General features: G+C 61.3%; 16 protein-coding genes and 3 tRNA genes. 13 read left to right on the top strand and 6 right to left on the bottom strand.

Annotated features, from left to right (window positions below; translation table 11 throughout):
- Positions 1-2 precede the first annotated feature (2 nt).
- Together lpdA and NOM06_RS06500 are read left to right on the top strand one after the other, a co-directional pair.
- Positions 3-1430, top strand: coding sequence for a dihydrolipoyl dehydrogenase (gene lpdA / locus NOM06_RS06505; RefSeq protein ID WP_005336123.1), 1428 nt, complete (start codon positions 3-5; stop codon positions 1428-1430).
- Positions 1431-1554: 124 nt separating this feature from the next.
- Complete coding sequence (locus tag NOM06_RS06500; RefSeq protein ID WP_255910557.1) at positions 1555-2517, top strand: sensor domain-containing diguanylate cyclase; 963 nt, start codon at positions 1555-1557, stop codon at positions 2515-2517.
- Between the two features lie 96 nt (positions 2518-2613).
- Here the strand turns inward: NOM06_RS06500 and NOM06_RS06495 are convergent, their stop codons facing one another.
- Positions 2614-4524 carry a methyl-accepting chemotaxis protein gene (locus NOM06_RS06495; RefSeq protein WP_064335319.1) on the bottom strand — a complete coding sequence of 637 codons (1911 nt, stop codon included), beginning with the start codon at positions 4522-4524 and terminating at the stop codon, positions 2614-2616.
- A gap of 234 nt (positions 4525-4758) precedes the next feature.
- Between NOM06_RS06495 and NOM06_RS06490 the strand changes: the two genes are divergently transcribed.
- From NOM06_RS06490 to NOM06_RS06470, 5 genes are all read left to right on the top strand, one after another.
- The gene (locus tag NOM06_RS06490; protein WP_255910792.1) at positions 4759-7020 is read left to right on the top strand and encodes a patatin-like phospholipase family protein; all 2262 of its coding nucleotides are present in this window, start codon (positions 4759-4761) and stop codon (positions 7018-7020) included.
- A 229-nt stretch (positions 7021-7249) separates the two neighbouring features.
- A complete protein-coding gene (gene acnB / locus NOM06_RS06485) occupies positions 7250-9847 on the top strand; it encodes a bifunctional aconitate hydratase 2/2-methylisocitrate dehydratase (RefSeq protein ID WP_255910555.1) in 2598 nt (865 codons plus the stop codon).
- 280 nt (positions 9848-10127) lie between these two features.
- On the top strand, positions 10128-11714 hold the full coding sequence (locus NOM06_RS06480; protein WP_088868335.1) for an EAL domain-containing protein: 1587 nt from the start codon (positions 10128-10130) through the stop codon (positions 11712-11714).
- Positions 11715-11876: 162 nt separating this feature from the next.
- Complete coding sequence (locus NOM06_RS06475) at positions 11877-13271, top strand: D-arabinono-1,4-lactone oxidase (RefSeq protein WP_255910553.1); 1395 nt, start codon at positions 11877-11879, stop codon at positions 13269-13271.
- 9 nt (positions 13272-13280) lie between these two features.
- Positions 13281-14408 carry a GTP-binding protein gene (locus NOM06_RS06470; RefSeq protein ID WP_255910550.1) on the top strand — a complete coding sequence of 376 codons (1128 nt, stop codon included), beginning with the start codon at positions 13281-13283 and terminating at the stop codon, positions 14406-14408.
- Here the strand turns inward: NOM06_RS06470 and NOM06_RS06465 are convergent.
- Together NOM06_RS06465 and NOM06_RS06460 are read right to left on the bottom strand one after the other, a co-directional pair.
- Positions 14393-17500 carry an efflux RND transporter permease subunit gene (locus NOM06_RS06465; protein ID WP_255910547.1) on the bottom strand — a complete coding sequence of 1036 codons (3108 nt, stop codon included), beginning with the start codon at positions 17498-17500 and terminating at the stop codon, positions 14393-14395. The two genes, NOM06_RS06470 and NOM06_RS06465, sit on opposite strands and share 16 nt — an antisense overlap.
- A complete protein-coding gene (locus NOM06_RS06460) occupies positions 17497-18597 on the bottom strand; it encodes an efflux RND transporter periplasmic adaptor subunit (protein WP_255910546.1) in 1101 nt (366 codons plus the stop codon). The genes NOM06_RS06465 and NOM06_RS06460 overlap by 4 nt, the downstream gene beginning before the upstream one ends.
- Positions 18598-18687: 90 nt before the next feature.
- Between NOM06_RS06460 and NOM06_RS06455 the strand changes: the two genes are divergently transcribed.
- Together NOM06_RS06455 and mdtD are read left to right on the top strand one after the other, a co-directional pair.
- Positions 18688-19296, top strand: coding sequence for a TetR/AcrR family transcriptional regulator (locus NOM06_RS06455; RefSeq protein WP_005336110.1), 609 nt, complete (start codon positions 18688-18690; stop codon positions 19294-19296).
- An 11-nt stretch (positions 19297-19307) separates the two neighbouring features.
- A complete protein-coding gene (mdtD, locus tag NOM06_RS06450) occupies positions 19308-20723 on the top strand; it encodes a multidrug transporter subunit MdtD (RefSeq protein ID WP_255910545.1) in 1416 nt (471 codons plus the stop codon).
- On the opposite strand, the gene NOM06_RS06445 is transcribed toward mdtD, so the two are convergent.
- The 3 genes from NOM06_RS06445 to folB form a co-directional block, all read right to left on the bottom strand.
- Positions 20695-21183, bottom strand: a complete 489-nt coding sequence (locus NOM06_RS06445) for a YbaK/EbsC family protein (RefSeq protein ID WP_255910544.1) — start codon at positions 21181-21183, stop codon at positions 20695-20697. The two genes, mdtD and NOM06_RS06445, sit on opposite strands and share 29 nt — an antisense overlap.
- Before the next feature lie 126 nt (positions 21184-21309).
- The gene (gene folK, locus NOM06_RS06440; RefSeq protein ID WP_139463600.1) at positions 21310-21819 is read right to left on the bottom strand and encodes a 2-amino-4-hydroxy-6-hydroxymethyldihydropteridine diphosphokinase; all 510 of its coding nucleotides are present in this window, start codon (positions 21817-21819) and stop codon (positions 21310-21312) included.
- Positions 21819-22190 carry a dihydroneopterin aldolase gene (gene folB, locus NOM06_RS06435; protein WP_005356584.1) on the bottom strand — a complete coding sequence of 124 codons (372 nt, stop codon included), beginning with the start codon at positions 22188-22190 and terminating at the stop codon, positions 21819-21821. The genes folK and folB overlap by 1 nt, the downstream gene beginning before the upstream one ends.
- A gap of 157 nt (positions 22191-22347) precedes the next feature.
- On the opposite strand from folB, the gene plsY reads away from it, so the two are divergent.
- The 4 genes from plsY (at position 22348) to NOM06_RS06415 (ending at position 23337) form a co-directional block, all read left to right on the top strand.
- Positions 22348-23010 (top strand): glycerol-3-phosphate 1-O-acyltransferase PlsY, encoded by a 663-nt coding sequence (plsY, locus tag NOM06_RS06430; RefSeq protein WP_042053596.1) that lies wholly within the window; start codon positions 22348-22350, stop codon positions 23008-23010.
- A 47-nt stretch (positions 23011-23057) separates the two neighbouring features.
- Positions 23058-23133: transfer RNA gene (locus NOM06_RS06425), tRNA-Phe, on the top strand.
- 52 nt (positions 23134-23185) lie between these two features.
- Positions 23186-23261: transfer RNA gene (locus tag NOM06_RS06420), tRNA-Thr, on the top strand.
- A 3-nt stretch (positions 23262-23264) separates the two neighbouring features.
- Positions 23265-23337, top strand: a tRNA-Phe gene (locus NOM06_RS06415).
- Positions 23338-23339: the final 2 nt, after the last annotated feature.

Raw genomic sequence — 23339 nt, 5'->3', positions numbered from 1 at the left:
TGATGAGTAAAGAAATCAAAACCCAGGTCGTAGTACTGGGTGCTGGCCCTGCCGGTTATTCCGCTGCTTTCCGTGCAGCCGATCTGGGTCTGGATACTATTATCGTCGAGCGTTACTCCACCCTGGGTGGCGTCTGCCTGAACGTGGGCTGCATCCCCTCCAAGGCGCTGCTGCACGTTGCCAAAGTGATTGAAGAAGCCAAGGCGCTGGCCGAGCACGGCATCGTCTTCGGTGCACCGCAGACCGACATCGACAAGATCCGTCTGTGGAAAGAGAAGGTTATCAACCAGCTGACCGGCGGTCTGGCTGGCATGGCCAAGATGCGTAAAGTTCAGGTTGTTAACGGCTTGGGTAAATTTACCGGCCCGAACACCCTTGAAGTGGAAGGTGCAGACGGCAAGACGACCGTGACCTTCGACAACGCCATCATCGCGGCCGGTTCCCGTCCGGTGAAACTGCCGTTCATCCCCCACGATGACCCGCGCGTATGGGACTCTACCGATGCGCTGGAGCTTAAAACCGTTCCCGGCAAACTGCTGGTTATCGGTGGCGGCATCATCGGTCTGGAGATGGGTACCGTTTACTCCTCTCTGGGTTCCGAGATCGACGTGGTGGAATTTGCCGACCAGCTGGTTCCGGCTGCCGACAAAGACATCGTCAAGATCTACACCAAGCGCGTCGCCAAGAAATTCAACATCATGCTGGAGACCAAGGTCACCGCAGTTGAAGCGCGCGAAGACGGCCTGTACGTCTCCTATGAAGGCAAGCACGCTCCTGCCGAGCCGGTTCGTTATGACAACGTGCTGGTTGCCGTAGGTCGTGTGCCGAACGGCAAGATGCTGGATGCCGAGAAAGCTGGCGTTGCCGTGACCGAGCGTGGTTTCATCGAGGTGGACAAGCAGCTGCGTACCAACGTGGCGCACATCCACGCCATCGGTGACATCGTGGGTCAGCCGATGCTGGCCCACAAAGGTGTTCACGAAGGTCACGTTGCTGCCGAAGTTATCGCCGGCAAGAAGCACTACTTCGACCCGAAAGTGATCCCGTCCATCGCTTACACCGAGCCAGAGATGGCATGGGTGGGTCTGACCGAGAAGGAAGCCAAGCAACAGGGCCTGAACTTCGAAGTCGCCACCTTCCCGTGGGCTGCTTCCGGCCGCGCCATTGCGTCCGACTGCTCCGACGGTATGACCAAGCTGATCTTCGACAAGGAGAGCGGCCGCGTCATCGGTGGTGCCATCGTGGGTACCAACGGTGGTGAACTGCTGGGTGAAATCGGTCTGGCCATCGAGATGGGTGCGGACGCCGAAGATATCGCGCTGACCATCCACGCTCACCCGACTCTGCACGAGTCCGTGGGTCTGGCTGCCGAAGTGTTCGAAGGCTCCATCACCGACCTGCCGAACGCCAAGGCCAAGAAGAAAAAGTGATTTTCTTCCCCGCTTGTCTAAAAAGCCGCTCGAATGAGCGGCTTTTTGTTTTCTCCTTGCAGCCCCTACTTCGACAAAGCCCAATATGCTAAAGATAGGTTTTGGCACTGACGAGAGAGGCACGATGCTAGAAGCACCCATTCCACCCGATGAGGCATTGCGGCTGGAGACCCTGCGGCGGCTCTCTTTGCTCGATTCCGAGGCTGAGGAGCGGTTTGACCGGCTGACCCGCATGGCCAGACGGGTGTTCAATGTCCCCATCGCGCTGGTGAGTCTGGTGGATGAAGATCGCCAGTGGTTCAAATCCTGTATCGGACTGGAGGTCAGTGAGACCGCACGTGACATTTCGTTCTGTGGCCACGCCATCATGGGCAATGAGACCTTCATCGTGCCGGATGCTTCGCAGGATCCCCGCTTTGCCGACAATCCGCTGGTGGTGGGCGGGCCCGGTATCCGCTTCTATGCCGGACAGCCACTGAGGATCGCCAACGGCTGCAAACTGGGGACGCTCTGCATCATAGATACGGTGCCACGGGAATTGAGCGATGAGGATGTGGGGCTGCTCAAGGATCTGGCGGCGATGGTGGTGCGGGAGCTCGAAGCGGTGCAGCTGGCCACCATTGATGAGTTGACCCTGATCTCCAATCGGCGCGGGTTCGTGATGCTGGCAGAGAAGAGCCTCTCGCTGGCCAGTCGCTTGCAGATGCCACTGGCACTGCTCTATCTGGATCTCAATGGCTTCAAGGGGATCAACGATCGGTGGGGACATGCGGAAGGGGATCGGGCCCTGATCGCCTTTGCCACTCTGCTCAAGCAGGCTTTTCGTGGCGCCGACGTGTTTGCCCGCATGGGCGGCGATGAGTTCGCCGTCCTGTTGCCCAATGTGGTAGAGGCGCAGGCACAACTAGCCTATGAGCGTTTCAATGCCATCTTGGCCGAGCACAATCAGCACAGTGGTTGCGGTTATGCGCTGACCTGCAGCACCGGGATTGTCTGCTACGATGGGCGCGGATGTGTCTCTCTGGCCGAGCTGCTCACTCGCGCGGATGAGCTGATGTATCAGCGTAAACGGGATGGCAAGGGCTGACTGCTATGCCGGATTAGCCGCCACCAAAACAACAGAGAGCGCCACGGCGCTCTCTGTTGTTGATGGCTTCGGTCAAGGTCAAGGCCAAGGTCGGGGTCAGAGCCGGAAGTTGCCAACCAGCTTGTCCAGCTGACCGGAGAGCTGTTGCAGGCTGCGGCTCGACTCGGTCAGCTGGTGGGCGATATCGGCGGTCTCCATGGTGAGCTGGTTGATATCTTCCACGTTGCGGTTGATCTCGCCGACCACGCTGGACTGCTCCTCGGTGGCGGTGGCGACCTGAATATTCATGTCGTTGATCTGGGTGATGTGGGCGGTGATCTGGCCGAGGGCTGCGTTGGCCTCATCGGCCTGGCTCACCACCTCCAGACTCTGGTTGCGCCCCTGCGCCATGGCGCTGACCGCGCGGGCACTCTGCTCCTGCAAGCGGTTGATCATCCCCTGGATCTCGGCGGTCGAGGCGGCGGAGCGGTTGGCCAGATTGCGCACCTCATCTGCCACCACGGCGAAACCGCGACCCTGTTCACCGGCGCGAGCGGCCTCTATGGCGGCGTTCAGTGCCAGCAGGTTGGTCTGCTCCGAGATGCTGCGGATGGTTTCGAGGATGCTGCCGATGGAGTCGGTCTGGCTGGCCAGCGACTCGATAACCCCTGCCACCTGTTCGATCTCGCCTGAGAGGTCGACGATGCCGTGGCGCGCCTGCGCCACCACTACCGCACCCGCATCGGCCTGATCGTTGGCCTGTCTGGCTACTTCGGCTGCCAGCGAAGCGTTACCGGCGATCTCGCTCACCGTGGCCCCCATTTCGTGGATGGCGGTGGCCACCTGCACGGTGCGGTCACGCTGAGCAGTACAGTTGTGCTGGGTCAGCTGCGCCTTGTTGGCCACCTCGTTGGCGGTGGCCGCGAGCTGGCGGGAGTTCTCCGCCACCTGCTCGATGGAGCCGTGGATCTTGGCGACGAAGTTGTTGAAGCCGGTGGCGACCTGACTCAGTTCGTCACGCCCCTCCACTTTCAGGCGCTGGGTGAGATCCCCATCGCCGCTGCCCAGCTCCTTGAACAGGCGGGCCAGCTCGTTGAGCGGGCGGCTGACCGAGCCTGCCAACAGCATCCCCATCAGCCCCATGGCCAGCGCAATCACCAGCGAGATCATCAGGATCTCGTTGCGGGTCTGATCCAGCTCGGCATAGATCTCGGCTTCTGGCACCTGGGCCACCAGATACCAGTCGAGCAGCGGGATATAGCTGCTGGCCAGTACCATGGGCTCGCCATTGACTTCGGCGTTGATAACGGCAAAGGGGCGTTTGGCCAGCAGGCTGCCGGTATCACCGCTGGCAATGTTGCCAAGGGTGTCACGCTCGATGCGGTTGGCCTCGGGGTGGAGCTTCACCTTGCCGCTGCCATCGACCATAAAGACGATGCCGCTCTCTTCCAGCCGGAAGTTGGAGACCATGGTCACCATGGTGTCGAGGGATTTGGCAAAGCCGGCCAGCCCGCGCCCGTTGAGCTGCTGGAAGTTGACGAACAGCTTCACCTCGCCGTTGCTCTCGCGGAAGATGCTGAGGGTCATCTCCTTCTGGCTCTTGGTGTAGTCATAGAACCAGGCGTCTTGCGTGGGTGTCAGGTTGCGCAGAAAGCCATCCTGGTTGTAGTAGGCGGCACTCTGGCGATCGGCGAAGGAGGCCGTCACCAGACCATACTGGTTGGCCACATCCTTGAGCTGGTTGATGAGGATCGGCTCCTGCTCTTTGGGCATGCCCCGATCCACCCAGTCGAGGATAAAGCGGTCGGTGGCCAATTGACGGGCGGCCTGGGCGATGCCGTGGAGATCCTGTTCAATCTCCTTGCTGATCCGCTGGGTCAGGTTGGGGAGCTCCTGCTCGAACATCCGGTTTTCGATCAGTTGCTGGGCCGAGCGTTGGCTGAAGTAGCCTACCAGCAGGCAGGAGACGACCACGGCCAGGGTAACCGTGGCCAGTATTTTCTGTTTAAGAGTGAGGGTTGCCAGCATAAAGGTGCTCAAAAGGTTGAGATTGACGACGCTCATATTAGCGGCAGCGCGGCGCTACCCATGAGGCTTGCAGCCCTTTATTTGCGGATTACGTTTGCGCTCACAGGGGCGGCGGCTCGCCCCGTCGGCATGCTGCACAGGCGGGATGCGGATTGACGGTTGCGCTAACTGCCGGGCCCCTTATAGTAGAGGCCATCCTTGGTGACTGACCCTCTGAATAATATGGAAAATATGATGCGCAGCTTAGGTGCGGGATGGACCCGTCTGCTTTTGGTCATGCTGGCGGCCTGCCCGCTGCTGGCTGTGGCGGCACAGGGGGAGCGCCCGAAAATTGCGGTGGTGCTCAGCGGCGGCGGCGCCAAGGGTTCTGCCCATATCGGCATCCTCAAGGTACTGGAGCAGAAACGGATTCCGGTCGATATCATAGTCGGTACCAGCATGGGCTCTTATGTGGCGGGGATGTATGCCATGGGGCTCAGTGCCGAGGAGGTGGAGCGCACCACTTTGGCCATCGACTGGAACAAGGGGTATCAGGACAAGGTGGGCCGCGACGAGCTGTCGCTGCGCAAAAAGCAGCAGAACGAGCAGTATCAGCTGCGCACCGACATAGGGGTGAATGGCGACACCACCCAGCTGCCGGACGGTTTCTTCCAGGGCCAATCCATGGCCAGCCTGCTGCGGGGGGCAACCTCCAACCTGCCGGTGCAGGCGAGCTTCGATGATCTCCCCATTCCCTACCGCGCCATGGCGACCGACATGGAGACGGTCACCCCCTTTGTGCTGGATCACGGCAGCCTGGCCAAGGCGATGCAGGCCTCCATGTCCATTCCCGGTGCCCTCAAGCCGGTGGAGTGGGAGGGGCACATCCTGGCGGACGGCGGCAGCGTCAACAACATGCCGGTGGATGTCGCCAAGGCGATGGGGGCCGACGTGGTGATCGCGGTGGATATCGGTGCCAAGCTGCGTACCCGTGAATCCCTCAAGTCAGGGTTGGCGATGATCGACCAGCTCACCACCTACATGACCCAAGTGGGCACCGACAAGCAGAAGGCGCTGATGGGACCGAAGGATATTCTGATCGCCCCCGAGTTTGGCGATATGGGGATCGCCGACTTTGCCCGGATGCCGGAGGGGATCAAGATTGGTGAGACGGCGGCTGACAAGGTGTCGCTGCAACTCGATAAGCTGTCGCTCACCAAGGCGCAGTACAACGCCTATCGCAACCAGAAGCTGAGCCGCCGTGCCGAGCGTAGCGGTCAGCCCGCCTACTTCATCGACAAGGTGGAGATCATCAACAAGTCTCGCCTCTCCGACGAGACGGTGCGCGCCATGCTCAAAGTGCGGCCTGACAAGATCCAGACCAACGAGAGTCTGGAAGCGGGCATTCGCCGCCTCTATGCCCTTGAGTCGTTTGACCGCATCACCTACGAGGTGGAGGAGCGTGACGGGGAGAACGTGCTGCTGGTGGATGCCAGCGAGAAGAACTGGGGGCCGGGCTACCTCAACTTCCAGTTCGGTTTCACCGATGACTTCGAGAACACCTCCAATTACAACGTTGGCATGTCCTATACCCTCACCAACGTCAATGACTGGGGGGCGGAGTGGCTAACCGAGGCGTCGCTGGGCACGGCCAAACATATCAAGACCGACTTCTATACCCCGCTCGAACCCTCCCAGACCTTCTATGGTGAGGCGAGTCTGGCCTATGACCAGACCCTGCGCCGTCTGTTTTTCCCCAATCCGGATCCCGAGGCGGTTTCGATAAGCTATCTCGACTCCGATTACTCCTTCTTCAGCGGTGATCTGGCGGTGGGCTGGAACCGCCAGCCCTGGAGCCGGTTGTCGATGGGGCTGGAGGGACAACTGGGCACGATTGATGTGAAGAACTTCAAGGGGCTGGAGATGGATGCCACGGCGTGGGGCCCCTATGTCCGCTTTGAACACGACAATCTGGATAGCCGCTATTTCCCCTATCAGGGGGTGAAATGGGACATGAAACTGGGCCACTCCCATGTCAGTGTGGATGGACTCGAGTCAGCAGATGGCCGCAGTGAAGGCTGGAATTATCAGCTCTCGATGATCAAGCCCTGGTCATGGGACAGGCACAGCCTCAACCTGATCCTCGAAGGGGGTGGTTCGGGCAGTGAAGAGGTGGTGCCGCTGCATATTCAGGATCTGGGCGGGCTGTTCCGCCTCTCCGGTTTCCAGCGCTACCAGCTGAGCGGTCGCTACAGCCTGTTTGGTGGCCTGCGCTACATCTATCGGGTGGCGGACAACGACTTCGGTGCCCTCAAGATGCCGCTCTATCTGGGTGGATCTCTGGAGCAGGGCGGGGTCTGGAACAAGGGTGAGGATATCAGTCTGGAGAGCTCGTTTACCGCCGGGTCGGTTTATGTCGGGGTGGAGAGCTTCCTCGGCCCTGTGTTCCTCGGCTACGGCATGGCGGAGGGGGGCAATGACGTATTCTATCTGCAATTGGGCAGTACGTTCGAATAATGCTGAAATGATGCCAATTTGTTAACTCTGGTTGAGGGCGTTCAATTAATTTTCAAAAAATACCAGCCTGTTTAATTGGTTACGATTTTATGGCGAATAAGTAAACAGGGTTTGGATTTTAATTAGTCGTTAAAACTTATATAGTGGGGAGCACCCTACGGGGTGTCCCGCAAGGACGATCGCCGCGAGCGTGGGCGAACCCCAAAAAAAGACCAAAGAGGAATTAGTCGTGCTTGAAACATACCGTAAACACGTCGCAGAACGTGCCGCCGAGGGCGTGGTTGCCAAACCTCTGGATGCAGAGCAGGTCGCCGCCCTGGTTGAGCTGCTCAAGAATCCGCCCGCTGGCGAAGAAGACTTTCTGAAAGAGCTGTTGTCCTCCCGTATTCCCCCCGGTGTTGATGAAGCGGCCTATGTCAAAGCCGGTTTCCTCACCGCCGTCGCCAAGGGCGAAGCCCACTCTCCCATCCTGACTGCCGCCGAAGCCGTTGAACTGCTGGGCACCATGCAGGGTGGTTACAACATTCAACCGCTGATCGACCTGCTGGATCACGCCACCCTGGCGCCGCTTGCCGCCAAGGGGCTTTCCCACACCCTGCTGATGTTTGACTCTTTCCACGACGTAGAAGAGAAGGCCAAGGCGGGCAATGTCCACGCCAAACAGGTGCTGCAGTCCTGGGCTGATGCCGAGTGGTTCCTCTCCCGCCCGGAGCTGGCCGAGAAGATCACCGTCACCGTGTTCAAGGTGACCGGCGAAACCAACACCGACGACCTTTCTCCGGCGCCGGACGCCTGGTCCCGCCCGGACATTCCGCTGCACGCGCTGGCGATGCTGAAAAACGCCCGTCCCGGCATTACCCCGGACAAGGATGGCGCCGTCGGCCCCATCAAGACCATCGATGCCCTGAAAGAGAAAGGTTTCCCGCTGGCTTACGTGGGTGACGTGGTCGGTACCGGCTCTTCCCGTAAATCCGCCACCAACTCGGTGCTCTGGTTTATGGGTGACGACATTCCGTTCGTGCCGAACAAGCGCGCTGGCGGTGTCTGTCTGGGTGGCAAGATTGCCCCGATCTTCTTCAACACCATGGAAGATGCCGGCGCACTGCCTATCGAAGTGGATGTCTCCAAGCTGGAAATGGGCGATGTGATCGACATCTACCCCTATGCCGGCAAGATCTGCAAACACGGCACCGAACAGGTGCTGGCGCAGTTTGAACTGAAAACCGACGTGCTGATCGACGAAGTGCGCGCCGGTGGCCGTATCCCGCTGATCATCGGTCGCGGCCTCACTGACAAGGCCCGCGAAGCACTGGGTTTGCCGTTCTCCACCGTATTCCGTCGCCCGCAGCCGGTGGCCGATACCGGTAAAGGCTTCACCCTGGCCCAGAAGATGGTGGGCAAGGCGTGTGGTGTGAAGGGCATTCGCCCGGGGACTTACTGCGAGCCCAAGATGACCACGGTCGGCTCCCAGGACACCACGGGCCCGATGACCCGCGACGAGCTCAAAGATCTGGCCTGCCTCGGTTTCTCCGCCGACCTGACCATGCAGTCCTTCTGCCACACCGCGGCCTATCCCAAGCCCATCGACGTGCAGACCCACCATACCCTGCCGGACTTCATCATGAACCGCGGCGGTGTGAGCTTGCGTCCGGGTGACGGCGTCATCCACTCCTGGCTGAACCGCATGCTGCTGCCGGATACCGTGGGTACCGGTGGTGACTCCCACACCCGTTTCCCCATCGGTATCTCCTTCCCGGCGGGCTCTGGTCTGGTGGCCTTCGCCGCCGCTACCGGCGTGATGCCGCTGGATATGCCGGAATCCGTGCTGGTGCGCTTCAAGGGCGAGCTGCAACCTGGCATCACCTTGCGTGATCTGGTTCATGCCATCCCCTACGCCGCCATCCAGAAAGGGCTGCTGACCGTCGAAAAAGCGGGCAAGAAGAACATCTTCTCCGGCCGTATCCTCGAGATCGAAGGTCTGCCGACCCTGAAGGTGGAGCAGGCGTTCGAACTGGCTGATGCCAGCGCCGAGCGTTCCGCAGCCGGTTGCACCATCAAGCTGGATAAAGAGCCGATCATCGAGTATCTGAAGTCCAACATCGTGATGCTGAAATGGATGCTCTCCGAAGGCTACGGCGACGTACGCACCATCACCCGTCGCATCAAGGGGATGGAAGAGTGGCTGGCCAACCCGACCCTGATGGAAGCGGACAAGGATGCCGAGTACGCCGAAATCATCGAGATCGATCTGGCCACCATCAAGGAGCCGATCCTGTGTGCGCCGAACGATCCGGACGATGCCCGTCTGCTGAGCGACGTGGCTGGCGACAAGATCGACGAAGTGTTCATCGGTTCCTGCATGACCAACATCGGTCACTTCCGTGCCGCCGGCAAACTGCTCGAGAAGTATCAGGGCGAGCTGCCGACCCGTATGTGGATTGCGCCGCCCACCAAGATGGACAAGGATCAGCTGACCGAAGAGGGCTACTACGGCATCTTTGGTCGCGTCGGTGCCCGCATCGAGATCCCGGGTTGTTCCCTCTGCATGGGCAACCAGGCGCGAGTAGCGGAAGGGGCCTCCGTGGTTTCCACCTCCACCCGTAACTTCCCGAACCGTCTGGGCAAGGGTGCCAACGTCTATCTGGCCTCAGCAGAGCTGGCCGCCGTTGCCGCCATCCTCGGCAAGATCCCGACCGTGGCGGAGTACATGCAGTACGCCAAGGCGCTCGATGCCACTGCGGCAGATACTTACCGCTACCTCAACTTCAACGAGATCGCCTCCTACACCAAGAAGGCCGATGCGGTGATCCTGCAGCAAGCCGTTTAACGGAGTTCTTGCGCGATTTGCGCGATAAGAAGCCAATAATGCCGCGTATTTACGTGGCATTATTTATTTGTGTGTTATTCACCGTCTTTTTTGAAGATTGTTTGCACGATCCTTGCTAGAGAGATCCAACCACCTGTTTGGTGGTTCGTTTTATAAACGCTTTGGGTTATGTTGTTCGGTTATGTGCGGTAATGATGAGGCATCGTTATCGAGGGAAAGTGGATATCTGTTCACTGGGCGCTTGCGTTGGCAGGCCTGACGAATTGCGGCGTGGTTCTTTATGTTTCTGTTCAGGATCGATCTTTCCCGAACCGGGTTACGCTTCGGCGGTGCCTTGCTGGTCTTTACCCTGCCGCTGCTGGTGGGAGCTTGGCTCATCCACAGCAATTATGTGCAGGAGCTGAAAGCGGAATCCAGCGCCTCGGCCCACAAGGCCAGAACCCTGATGGAGTCGATGCTGGATCATGCGGAGCAGGCCAATCGCTCTGTGCTGCCTCTGGTGAATGCTCCCTGTCGCGACAACCTGCTGGTGCTGCGCAAGAAGGTCGCCATCGAGCCTTTCCTGCGTTCGGTCAATCTGGTACGAAACGGCATCATCAATTGCACCTCGCTGTTTGGTGAGGCCAATGATGCCGATGACGGCTCCATCTACACCGGCCGCAAGCTGCTGCTGATGAGTGGCAACCGGGTGCGGCAAAATCACCCGCTGCTGGTGGTGCGCACCGAGCAGGGCAAGGATGCCGCCTTGAGTGCCATCGACAGTACCCAGCTCAGCTTCATGCTCTCCATGAGCGGAAAATCCAGTGCGCTCTATCTTCAGGTGGGGTCGGCCTGGCTCAATGAGTCTGGCCGCTATCTAAGCGAGGCGCCCACCCTCCATCGCGGGATCAGCCAGGCCCTTACCTCATCCCATTATCCTTTCACCATCCATGCCGGTTATGCCATGCCGGTCTACTGGAAGTCGCTGTGGGCCGCGCGGCATGTGGCGCTGTCGTGGCTGGCGGTTTCCTCGCTTTTGCTAGCCTGGCTGGTGTGGTGGGTGCTGGGGCGGCCCGGCTCGCCAACAGATGAGTTGCGACGAGCCCTGCGGGCCAGGGAGTTTGTTCCCTATCTGCAGCCGCTGATTGCCAGCCACGACGGCAAGATGATGGGCGCCGAGGTGCTGATGCGCTGGGAGCATGTCAATGAAGGGGTGATCCGGCCCGATCTCTTTATTCCGCAAGCGGAGGAGTCGGGACTGATCGTCCCCATGACCACCCATATCATGAAGCAGGTGGCGACACGGTTGAACCGCTCTCAGGAGCAGTTGCCCGATGGGTTTCATATCAGCTTCAACATCAGCGCCGCCCATTGCCACGATTTTGCCCTGCTGGCCGAGTGTCGCGCCTTCCTCGGTCACTTTGTTCCCGGCAAGGTGGTACTGGTGCTGGAACTGACCGAGCGGGAGCTGCTGATGTCAGATCCCCAGACCCTCTCCCTGTTCCGCCAGCTGGACGAGATGGGGGTCAAACTCGCCATCGACGACTTTGGCACCGGCCACTCCAGCCTGGCTTACCTGCAGCAGTTTCATGTGGATTACCTCAAGATCGACAAATCCTTTATTGCCCGCATCGGTACCGAGTCGCTCTCGGAGCATATCGTGGATAACGTGATCGATCTGGCGACCCGGCTCGGTCTGGCGCTGGTGGCGGAAGGGGTGGAGAGTGAGCGTCAGGCTGACTACCTCAGGGCCAAAGGGGTCGATTATCTGCAGGGGTACCTGTTTGCCCGCCCCATGCCGCTGCGCCAGTTCTGCGAGGAGCTGCTGCCGGAAGAGGCACAAACCCGCCAGCCAGATGGGGTGCGAGGCATCCCGAATGCGACCTGATTTATCGGTGACAGACGGGCGGACAAGCTCCCGTCTGGCAGGGTAGGGGAGTGCTCTCTCCCTATCCCCCCTCGAGTGCAGGGGCTTGTTTTTCATGCCTTGCGGCTCGCTTTTCGGTAGAATCAGCGCTCATTTTGACGTCAGTAAAAGATGAGGCGCGGTATGACGGTTCAGTTCCAGGCATTTCACAGCATCAAGGCGATAGGTAATCGGGAGGTGCTGTTCAACTGGTCGAGAACCAATCCCCTCGGTGCGCTGGATCAGGTGTGGCGCCCGAAAAGCCGCGACGAGCTGCAAGCGCTGCTGCGGGAACACCCCGAGCGCAAGCTGCGCCTTATCGGCTCCGGCCTCTCCTTCGAACCCATCCACAGCGTCTATGCCGAGGGTAGCCAGGCGCTGCTGGTGGACTTGCACCACCTGCGCGGCCAGTTGGCGAAAACGGCCGATACCGTGACCTATCAGGCGGGGACGCCGCTCGATACCGTCTACGCCGATCTCATCGCCATGGAGCGGATGCTTCCCGCATCCCCCGGTGTCATCGGCATCCAGACTCTGGGCGGAGCCCTCAGCACCGGCACCCACGGTCAGGGGCTGCACCAGTCTGCCCTCTGCGATGCGGTGGAGGCGATGACGGTGATGCTGGCCAGTGGCGACATCATCCGGGTGGATCGCACCGATCCGCGCTTCGGCGCCTTCGTGATGGGGATGGGGATGCTCGGCATCCTGCTCGACGTCACCCTGCGCACCGTGCCCAACCGCATTATGCGCTGCACCAAGTTCACCACCGATTACCCCTTCCTCTTGGAGCACAACGAGCGGCTCAACCGCGAGCACGGCTTCGTGAAGAGCTGGTGGTTTGCCTGGACCGGTGAGAGCCACATCTGGCTGGTGGATCCCGCCTCTGATGAGGAGGTGGCCCGCTATCGTGCCGGTGGCAGCGAGCCGCTGCTGCTGGATGGCGATATCGACGCCCGCATGAATGCCACCATTGATGCCACTTTGCAGAAGATGGCCAAAGACACCAAGGATGAGGCGTTGGCTGGTGAGCACTTCGAGACGGTACGCCGCTTCAAGGATGCCTCCGATCTGGTGGGCAACGTCTACCAAATTCTCTGCAAGGGGATCCCGGCACCTCAGATCAACTGTGAGGTGGCGGTGCCGCTTCATCGGATGAACGAGGCGCTGGAGACCCTGCAGGACTGGCAGCAGGCCAACCCTGGCGTGCTGCACTACCCCTTTATCCTGCGCTGTACCGGCCCTTCCGAGGCCTGGCTAAGTGCCGCTTATGGCCAGTCGGTCTGCTGGATCGGGTTTCTGGTCTATCTGGCGGCGGACGGCACCTTCGTCAACGGCTCCATGGAGCAGATGCGCGAGCTGCAACAACTGCTGGCGCCCCTTGGCGGCATTCCCCACTTCGGCAAGCATCTGGCGATGGATCTCTATGACTTCCCGGCCCTGCTGCCGCGCTGGAACGACTTCGTGGCGTTGAAAGCCGAGCTCGACCCCCACGGCCGCTTTGAAAACCGCTGGCTCAGCGACCTGTTTGCCAACCGGTAAGGATCTGACATGACCGATATGCAAGATACCCGTATCCCAGTGACCCTGCTGACCGGCTTTCTCGGTAGCGGCAAGACAACGCTGCTCAACCACTGGGTCAAGCAGCCGGAGCTTGGCGAGTGCGCCGTGCTGATCAACGAGTTCGGCTCGGTGGGGCTGGATCACCATCTGGTGCAACAGGTGGATGAGCAGGTGATGCTGCTCGACTCCGGCTGCATCTGCTGCTCGGTGCAGGGCTCTCTGGTGGAGGCGCTGCAGGGGCTCTTTATGAAGGCCATCCAGCGCAAGATCAAACCGTTCAAGCGGCTGATTATCGAGACCACCGGTCTGGCTGATCCGGCACCCGTGCTCTTTACCCTGCGCGAAGAGGGCTTTATCGCCCAGCGCTACCGCTTCGATGGCACCGTCACCGTGGTAGATGCCGGCCATATCGAGCAGCAGTTGGCGGTCCAGTATGAAGCGGTGAAACAGGTAGCGCTGGCGGATCTGCTGGTGGTGAGCAAGGGGGATCTGGTGGACGGCGAACAGCTGGCGCGGGTCGAAGCCCAGCTGGCGGCACTCAATCCGGCGGCCCCCATCCAGCGGGTGACCAATGGCGAACTGTCGCCAGCAGTGCTGGAGAAGCTCGGCGCCTACAACGAAGCGGCGGGGCGCGATGTGCGCCAGCTGCTGGCCTGGCTGCGCACCGAATCCCCCAAGCAGGGGCTGGCGTCACCGATGCAGCCGAAGATGCAACCGTTCGCCGCCAAGGTGGGCACAGCTGCGCCCACCCACTTCGAGCACGGCAACATCGAGAGTTTCTCCCTGCGTATCGGCGAGCCGCTCAAGCCCTCTCGTCTGCTGGCCGCCATCGATGCGGTGCAGGCGCAGTATGGCGATGCCCTGCTGCGCCTCAAGGGGATCTTGCAGCTGGAAGGGGAGAGCCAGCCGGTGGTGATCCACGGCGTCCACGGCCAGCTCTATCCGCTGCAGGCGCTGGGCGACTGGCCGGAGGGCAAGGCCCAGTCCCGACTGGTGTTTATCGTGAAAAGTCAGGACAAGGCCGGTATCGAGCAGCTCTTTATGGCGACCCTCAAGGCCCCCGAGCCCACTCTCGAAGAGCGGCTCAAAGCCATGCTGGGTCAGCCCGACAACTGATTTGGCGCGTTGCAGCTCTCCTGTACCGGGTCAGGACGGCGGCGGTTGAACAACACGAACGCCACCGGCACAAAGTAGAACGAGAGCAGGGTCGCCAGCGCTGTGCCACCGGCGATGGCGATGGCAAAGGGGGGCCAGAAGCCGCCGCCCCCCAGCAATAGCGGGATGAAGCCGCCCACAGTGGTGATGGTGGTCGAGACGATGTGGCGGCTGCAACCGGCCACCAGATCGCGGATCTGCGGCAGATTGCCCTGTTGTGCCAGCGGGTCTGCCTTCAGCTCGGCCAGAATGACGATGGCGGCGTTGATGGCCAGCCCCATCAGTCCCAGCAGGGCGATGATCACCGTAAACCCGAAGGGGTACCCCAGCAGCCAGACCCACAGCAGCCCGAGCCCCGCCGACTGGATCGCCACCAGGGTGACGATGCCTGCCAGCCGGAACGAGTTGAAGCTGAGCACCAGCACGGCCACCAGCAGCACGGCGACCAGGCTGACATGGGCCATCAGATTGCCCACCGATTCATCCCGCTTGGCGGCTTCCCCGCCAAACTCCAGTCGATAGCCCGGCGGCAATGCCAGCGCCTTGGCGGCCAGCCTCTCTTTGACCTGCTCAAGCACGGTTTGCGGCAGTACGCCGACCGCCAGATAGGCCTCCAGCACATTGACCCGCTCACCATCCCGACGGCTGATCTCCCCCCAGCTTGGCAGCAGCTCGGGAGTGGCCAGTGCCCGCAAGGTGAGATTGGCTACCCCTTGCTGGCCGGTGCCGGTGAGCGACAGCGGCACATTGAGCAGCGCATCCGGATCCTGACGCAAGGGCTCGGCCAGCCGCACCCGAACCGAAATTGACTCGGTGCCTTCCAGCACAGTGCCGCCCAACCTGCCATCCAGTGCGCCCGCCAGCCGGGAGGCAACATCGGTCAGGCTCATGCCTGCCAGTCGTGCGGCCTCCTCATCGACCTCCAACCAGAGTTTGGGGGCCCCTGCCTGCAAGGTGGCGCGGGTCTGCACCACGGCCGGGGTATTGGCGAGCAGACTGCGCAGCTCCTCTCCCAGACGGTGTAGTTGTTCAAGGTCGGGGCCAAACAGCCGCAGCTCGACCGGGGCATTGAAAGGCGGCCCCTGTTCCAGCTTGCGCACCAGGATCTGCGCTTCGGGAAATCTTGCATCGAGCCGCTGCTGCAGTTGTGGAATGAGCCGCTCGGCGGCATCGGCATCCTGCAGGGTGATCATCCCCTGGGCGTAATCGGCCCGCCCCTGTTTTCTGGGCACCAGGTTGTAGTAGAAGCTGGGGGCGTTGTCGCCCACCACCCAATCCTGACGAACCAGTTCGGGTAGACTGGCCAGCTCGGCGGAGATCCCCAGTGCCAGTTCGCGGGTGCGCGCCAGGCTCGCCTGTGGGGAGAGGCTGGCCTCGATGTGGATCATGTCCCGGTCGGCAGGGGGAAAGAACTGTTCGGTGAGGCGGCCCGCCACCCAGAAACCGAGCAGGGGCAGCAGACTGACCAACAGCAGGGTCCGCCAGGGGTGAACAAGCGCCATGGCGATGCTCTGCTGGAAACGGGCGCTCACCCGGGGCAGGTGCAAGCCATCCTGATACCAGAGCCCCCCCTGGTCACTGCCGATCCAGCGGGCTGCGAGGCCAGCCACCAGGGTGTGGGCGATGAGGTAGGATCCCAGCAGCGAGCAGATCACCGCCCAGGCGATGCCGCCGACAAACTCGCCCGCCGGGCCCGGCATCAGAATGATCGGCATAAAGGCGAGCATGGTGGTGAGGGTGGAGCCCAGCAGTGGCAGCCAGAGGTGGCCGATGGCTTCCAGTGCGGCGGCACTCATGGCCATGCCGTGACGACGCTGATACTGCACCCGATCCGCCATGACGATGGCGTTGTCCACCATGATCCCGAGCGCCACCACCAGACCGGTGACCGACATCTGGTGAATGGGCAGATTGATCAGGTTCATGCAGGCGAAAGAGAACGCCACGGTAAGCGGCAGCGACAGGGCCACGATAATGGCGGCCTTGACTCCCAAGGTCACCAGCAGCACGGCCACTATGATGAGGAAGCCCTGCACAATGTTGATGAGCAGGGTGTCGAGCCGCTGATCGGTATAACGCTGCTGATCGAAGCTGGTGACGAGGCCGATATTATCCGGCAAGTCCTGTTGCAGCTGGGTCAGCATGGAGTCGACCCGTGCCGACCAGAGGTCGATGCGGTGATCCTGTGCCATGCGCAGACCGACCACCACGGCCCGCTCACCATTGGCAAAGGCCAGCTGGCTCTCCGGCTGGTGCAGGGTACGTCTTACCTCGGCCAGATCGCCAAGGCGCAGGGTCTGGCCCTGCTCGCCGGTACGCAGCGGGATCTGGCGGATCCGCTCCAGAGTATCGAAGGCGCCGCGGATCTCCACCTGAAAGCGATTGTGGCTGCCCTGCAACTCCCCGGCGGCCACTTTGGCATCGGCACCGCTCAGCGCCTGGGCAAGCTGTTCGCCACTCATGCCGCTGGCACTGAGGGCGAGGGGATCGAACCGTACCTCGATCTCCTCCTGCGGTGCCCCGACCCGCTCGACGTATTCGGTGCCCGGCAGCTGGCGAGCCCGGCGCTCCAGCTCGGCGCTGTAACGGGCGAGGCGATCCAGCTGCGGCTGGCCCGGCCCGCGCCAGACCACATTGACCAGCCGGGTGAAGGGGTAGCCCTTCTCGTCATCCAGCTTGGGGGCACTGGCGCCGGCTGGCAGTCCGGCGGCAAGATCTGCCAGCCGGTCACGGACTCTGGACCAGACGGGCTCGACATCGCTGACTTCATCCTTGAGCTCCAGATTGATGATGGAGAGACCGGGGCGAGAGCTCGACTCGATCAGCTTGATCTCGCTCTGGGCCCGCAGCCGGTTCTCGATGGGCTCGCTCACCAGCGCCTCCACCCGCTCGGCGCTGGCCCCGGGGAAGTGGGTAACCACGCTGGCAAAACGGCTGGTGAGCTGGGGATCTTCGGTTCTGGGCAGAGTCTGCAATGCCGCAAGGGCGGCCGTCAGCAGCAGCGCGACCGTCAACAGCAGCAGGCGGCCATTCTCGATAAACGGGCGGATCATGACTGTGGCTCCGGATGCGCCGCCTGATGATCCACGCTGGTTGTCAGGATGACCTGCTGGCCCGGCACCAGTTTATGCAGGCCATCGGTCACCAGCTGTTCCTGTCCGTTCAGGGCACCACTGATCCAGGCCCGCTCGCCATCTTGCTGCAGCAGGGTGACGTCCCGACTGACCACCCGGGGTGGCGTTTCGTCATTGAGCAGATAGAGGGTCCAGCTGCCGCGCAATCCCTGGGTCAGTGCGGTGAGCGGCACCTCGTAAGCGCGGGTGGGCTCGCGGGTCTGATGCAACAGGGTGATCAGTTGCCCCTCTGCCAGTTGTTCGCCGCCCCGGGTCAGCTGGAAGCGGGCGGTGCGGGTGTGGGTCTGCCCGTCCACTTGTACCCCCAGATTAAGCAGGCGCCCCTCCAGTGATTGCGCACCGCTTTGCAGGGGGTAGTGTTGGCCGACGATCAGGGTCTCGGCCTGTTTCACCGGCACGCCGATATCGGCCTCCCACTGGCCGCTGCGGGTCAGGGAGAAGAGAGGCTGGCCTGCGGCCACCACGGCCCCCAATGCCTGCTCGCGGCTGACCACAATCCCGTTGAAGGGGGCGCGCAGCTGTGATTTCTCCTGTTTGACCCGGTTGGCTTCGAGGGCGGCGGCCAGCTGGTTGGCGCTTGCCTCCAGCATGCGGACTTTGCTTTGCTGTTCATCCAGTGCCTGACGGGAGCTGAACTGCTGCTGGCGCAGGGCGGTGAGTCGGTCGAGCGTCTGCCGGGCAAGGGTCAGCTCGGCCTCGTTCTGGGCGGCTCGGGCAGCCAGCTCTTTGGCTTCCACTGTCAGCAGCCGGGTGTCCAGTGTGGCCAGCAGTTCGCCAGCCGCGACCGGCTCTCCGCGTCCCTTGTGCAGGGTGGCGATCCGCCCTGCCAGCTCGAAGCCTATCTGGCTGTGCTCGGGGGCGATCACCCGGCCATTGAAGCGGTGCAGCACCGGGTAGTGATCGCTGGCTTGCAGCGGCTGGGCGATCACCCGGGTCAGGGCGGGTGTTTCTTCTGACTCTGTGACCGGGCTGCAGCCACTCAGTAACAGCGCCAGCAGGATTAAGCAAAGTGTCATGACATCATCCTCTGGTTGACATAACATCAAATCACACCGGTGAGTCTAGTTTTTCGAAACTAGACTGTCCAGTTTGATTGTGGAGGAAAAATGAACATTTCACCCCGTAGTCAGCAGAAGCGGGCTGCGATCCTTGATGCTGCCGGGCGGCTCTTCTGTCAGCACGGTCTGCATCTGGTCAGCATGGACATGGTGGCCAGTGAAGCGGGCGTCTCCAAGCAGACGGTCTACAGCCATTTTGCCAACAAGGAGTCGCTGTTTGCCGAAGCGGTGGGCAGCAAGTGTGTCAGCAGTGAGCTGATGCCGGAGGTGTTGCTGCGTGGCAACAACGTACGGGAGAGCCTGATTGCCTTTGGTCGCAGCTTTCGCAAGTTGATCCTGAGCGATGATGCCATCAATATCTTTCGCACCTGCATCAGCTGCAACGATGCCCAGCTGGCCACCCTTTTTTTCGAGGCGGGCCCGCTCTATGTGACCAAGATGCTGTCCAACTGGCTGGAGCAGCAGAAGCAGCAAGGCCTGCTGTGCCATCAAGACAGCGAACAGGCCGCCTTGCAGCTGTTGCTGATGTGGCAGGGCAAGGAGCGCATGCTCCGTGAGCTGGGTCTGCCGTTGACCCAGAGCGCTGCCGAGCAGGATGCCTGGACCCTGAGTTGTGTCGATCTCTTCCTGACCGCCGCCGCTCCCCCGCAAAAATAATGGAGGTGGCTATGAGCCACACAGTGACAGATGCCCAGCGCAAGTGGCTGCCCCTGCTGGCGGCGGTCGGTTTCTTTATGCAGGCGCTGGATGGCACCATTCTCAACACCGCCCTGCCCAGCATGGCCGAGACTTTGGGAGAGAGCCCGCTGCAGATGCAGTCGGTGATCATTGCCTACATGTTGACGGTGGCGTTGCTGATCCCGGCTTCCGGCTGGCTGGCTGACAGATTCGGCACCCGCCGCATCTATCTGGCTGCCATCTCGCTCTTTACCCTCGGCTCGCTCGCCTGCGCCGCCTCCAATTCCCTCTCCATGCTGGTGGCCGCCCGGGTGCTTCAGGGGATTGGCGGTGCGCTGCTGATGCCGGTGGGACGGTTGGCGGTGCTGCGGGTCTATGACAAGCATGAGCTGCTGCGGGTGATGTCGTTTGTCACCATCCCTGGACTGCTCGGCCCGTTGATGGGGCCGGCACTCGGTGGCTGGCTGGTGGAAGTGGCGAGCTGGCACTGGGTATTTCTCATCAACCTGCCGGTGGGGCTGCTCGGCTTTATCGCCAGCTGGCACTTTATGCCGGAGCTGCGGCAGCAGACCGCTCGGTTCGACTGGCAGGGATTCGTGATGTTCAGCGTCGGCATGGTGCTGGTGTCGGTCGGCTTGCAGGGGCTGGGGGAGCACAGCATCTCCACCGGTTGGGCGCTGTTTGCACTGATCTTCGGCTTGGCGGCGATGGCGAGCTACTGGCTCTATGCCGCCAATGCACAGCAGCCGCTCTTTAGCCTGAACCTGTTCAAGACCGCCACCTTTGCCATCGGCATCTGGGGCAACCTGTTTGCCCGCCTCGGCAGCGGCGCCATGCCTTTCCTCACCCCGCTGTTTTTGCAGCTGGGGCTCGGTTTCTCCCCGAGCAAGGCGGGGATGACCATGATCCCCACCGTGATTGGCGCCATGCTGACCAAGACGCTGGTGAACAAGCTTATTCCGAAGGTGGGCTATCGCCGCATCCTGATCGGCAACACCCTGCTACTGGGGGCGATGATCGCCAGCTTCTACTTTATCGACAACCAGCTCCCCTACGGGGTCTTGCTGGGCTGGCTGGCGATCTTCGGCGCCATCAACTCGCTGCAGTTCTCCGCCATGAACACTCTCACGCTGCAAGATCTCAGCCCGACCCTGGCCAGCAGTGGCAACGGTCTGCTTTCGGTAGTGATGCAACTCTCCATGAGTTTGGGGGTGGCGATTGCCGCCAGCCTGCTCGGGCTCTTCTCGGCGGGTACCTCAGCGGGCACCTTAGTGGCCGAGGGTCAGTGGCTGGCCGGGTTCCACCTTACCTACCTCTGTGTCGGGCTGCTCTCCATGCTGGCGGCGCTGATCTTCGCCCAGCTGGCGCGCGATGGGGCTACGCCGTCGGCGAGGGCAGATAGCTGACCTCGCAGGGGAGCTGCGCCAGCACTTCGGCCAGATGCTCGGTCGCCAGCAGAAAGGTCTGCTCCGGGTGGCCCGGGGTCCAGGTGAAGGCGGTGTGGTGGAGCAGTTGCGGGTCCACCAGTAGTGGAATATCGGCACGGGGCAGGAAGGGGCAGACCGCTCCCGGCAGGCAGCCAATCTCCGCCTGCATCTCTTCGGCGGTGCAGATGGAGGGCTTGGCACCGAGTGCGGCCTTGACCGCCTTGTTGTCGAGCCGTCCGTCCCTGTGGGTCAGCAGCAGGGCGAAGCGGCCATCCTTGAACTTGAGAAACAGGGTCTTGCTGAACTCAGCCTGCCAGCCGAGGCGGGCCTTGACCTTTTCATCGGTGGCGTAGTCGAGGATGGGCTCGTGCTCATAGCGCTGGTGGGGCAGTTCTGCCAGCAGTTGGCAGTTGAAATGGTGAATGGTATCGAGTGGCATGGGGTTCTCCTGTAGTGGGCGCTATCCTGCCAGCCTCGCAGGGTCAGGCCCAATGACACTTTCTTATCCGTGATAAGCAACCCTGTCCGTGGAAACAACAAGGGCGCCGTGAGGCGCCCTTGCGGATCAGTGATGCTGCAATTCGCACGCTTCCCAGTGAAAGGGAATGGGGCACAACTGCTGGGAGGCCTTGTCATAGGCTTGCCACAGCTCGCCCATGGTGCGGCCATCGACGGGGTGGCGCAGTTTGGGGGCCAGCTCGGCCAGCGGCCAGAGCACGAAGGCGTTGGTGAGCACTTCACCGCGCGGCAGCACCAGCGGGGTGTTGCAGACCAGATCGCCATAGAGCAGCAGGTCGAGATCCAGGGTGCGCGGGGCGAACTTCTTGGCATCCGGCTCGCGGCCGTGGGCGAACTCCATGGCCCGCAGTCGCTGGCAGACGGTGGCCAGCGGCAGATCGGTCTCGGCAGCCGCCACCAAATTGTAGAAGGGGCGGCCGTTGAAGCCGACCGCTTCGCTCTCGAATACCCGGGAGACCCGCAGCTCGCCAAATTCGGCGTGCAGGGCATCGAGCCCGGCACGGATATGGCGATCCCGCTCGATGTTGGAGCCCAAGCTGATATAGATGGTGGTCATCAGTTGCTGCTCGCGGCCGGGGTGCGATGGCGCAGGATCTCGACGCCGACCCCGGCGGCATTGGGCACGGCGCCTGGCTTGGTGAGGGTCACCTTGACCCACTGCACCCGCTCGTCGGCGAGCACCAGCATGGCAACCTGCTCGGCCATGGTCTCGACCAGTTCGACGACTTTGCCGGTGACATGCTCGCAAATCTTGTTGGAGAGGTCGGCATAATCCAGTGCCAGATTGATGTCGTCGGTTGCTGCCGCGGGGCGGTTGTCGAACCCCATCTCGAGGTCAAAACGGAGCTTTTGGCGAATGCCCTTCTCCCACTCATATACACCGATGGTGGTCAAAACTTCGAGTCCGCGAATAAACACCTTGTCCATGACTGTACTTCTTCTTTACTCTTGATGGGCTGTGATGACAGCGCAGGGATGCTGGCCGGGCAACAGGCTTGCCGAGGCGCTCTGGGTGGGCATGGGCCCATGCCAGCGTATGTGGCCCGCATCATACCCCATTCATATCGTGGTAAAAACGACCAAGATGACGGCCCTGACGATTTTGATGATTATTCTGGCCTACCTGGGTGGTTCACTATCCAGTGCTGTGCTGGTCTCCCGCTGCACAGGTCTGCCCGACCCGCGGGATCATGGCTCCCACAATCCGGGGGCAACCAATGTGCTGCGCCTCGGTGGCCGGATGGCGGCGCTGGTGGTGCTGTTGCTCGATGTGCTCAAGGGCACTGTGCCCGTCTATCTCGCCTGGTATCTGCAGATCAAACCCGTCTACCTCGGCTTTATCGGGGTCGCTGCCTGCCTCGGCCATATGTACCCCATCTTCTTTCATTTTCGTGGTGGCAAAGGGGTGGCGACGGCGCTGGGGACCATGATGCCCATCGGCTTTACCATGGGGGGCGCCGTGATTGGCACCTGGCTGCTGGTGCTGCTGGTGAGCGGCTACTCCTCGCTGGCCTCCATCATTACCGTGCTGCTGACACCGCTCTTTACCTACCTGCTCAAACCCGAATATACCCTCCCTGTCTCGCTGCTCTCCTGCCTCATCCTGATCCGCCATCACGAAAATATCTCCCGCCTGCTCAAGGGGGAGGAACCCAGAGTCTGGGGGCGAAAAGGCGCGGCCTGTGCCGAAGAAGTGGCAGAAATGGACGATGTTGCGCAAAAAAGAGACGAACGAGACAAAAAGTGAAATTTCCCGTTGACCATCCGCCTTAAAATCCGTTTAATAGCGCCCACGCCCAGATAGCTCAGTCGGTAGAGCAGGGGATTGAAAATCCCCGTGTCGGCGGTTCGATTCCGTCTCTGGGCACCAATTTTGGTGCCATGAAATAAAAAATTTGTTCATGCACAATGGTTTAAAGTGTGCCGGCTTAGCTCAGTAGGTAGAGCAACTGACTTGTAATCAGTAGGTCACCAGTTCGATTCCGGTAGCCGGCACCATTTGCCCAGATAGCTCAGTCGGTAGAGCAGGGGATTGAAAATCCCCGTGTCGGCGGTTCGATTCCGTCTCTGGGCACC

The organism is Aeromonas sp. JL9 (assembly GCF_024436075.1).
Lineage (GTDB): Bacteria > Pseudomonadota > Gammaproteobacteria > Enterobacterales > Aeromonadaceae > Aeromonas > Aeromonas veronii.
Note: the sequence above shows the minus strand (reverse complement) of the source record. Positions and strands in the feature narration are given on the sequence as shown.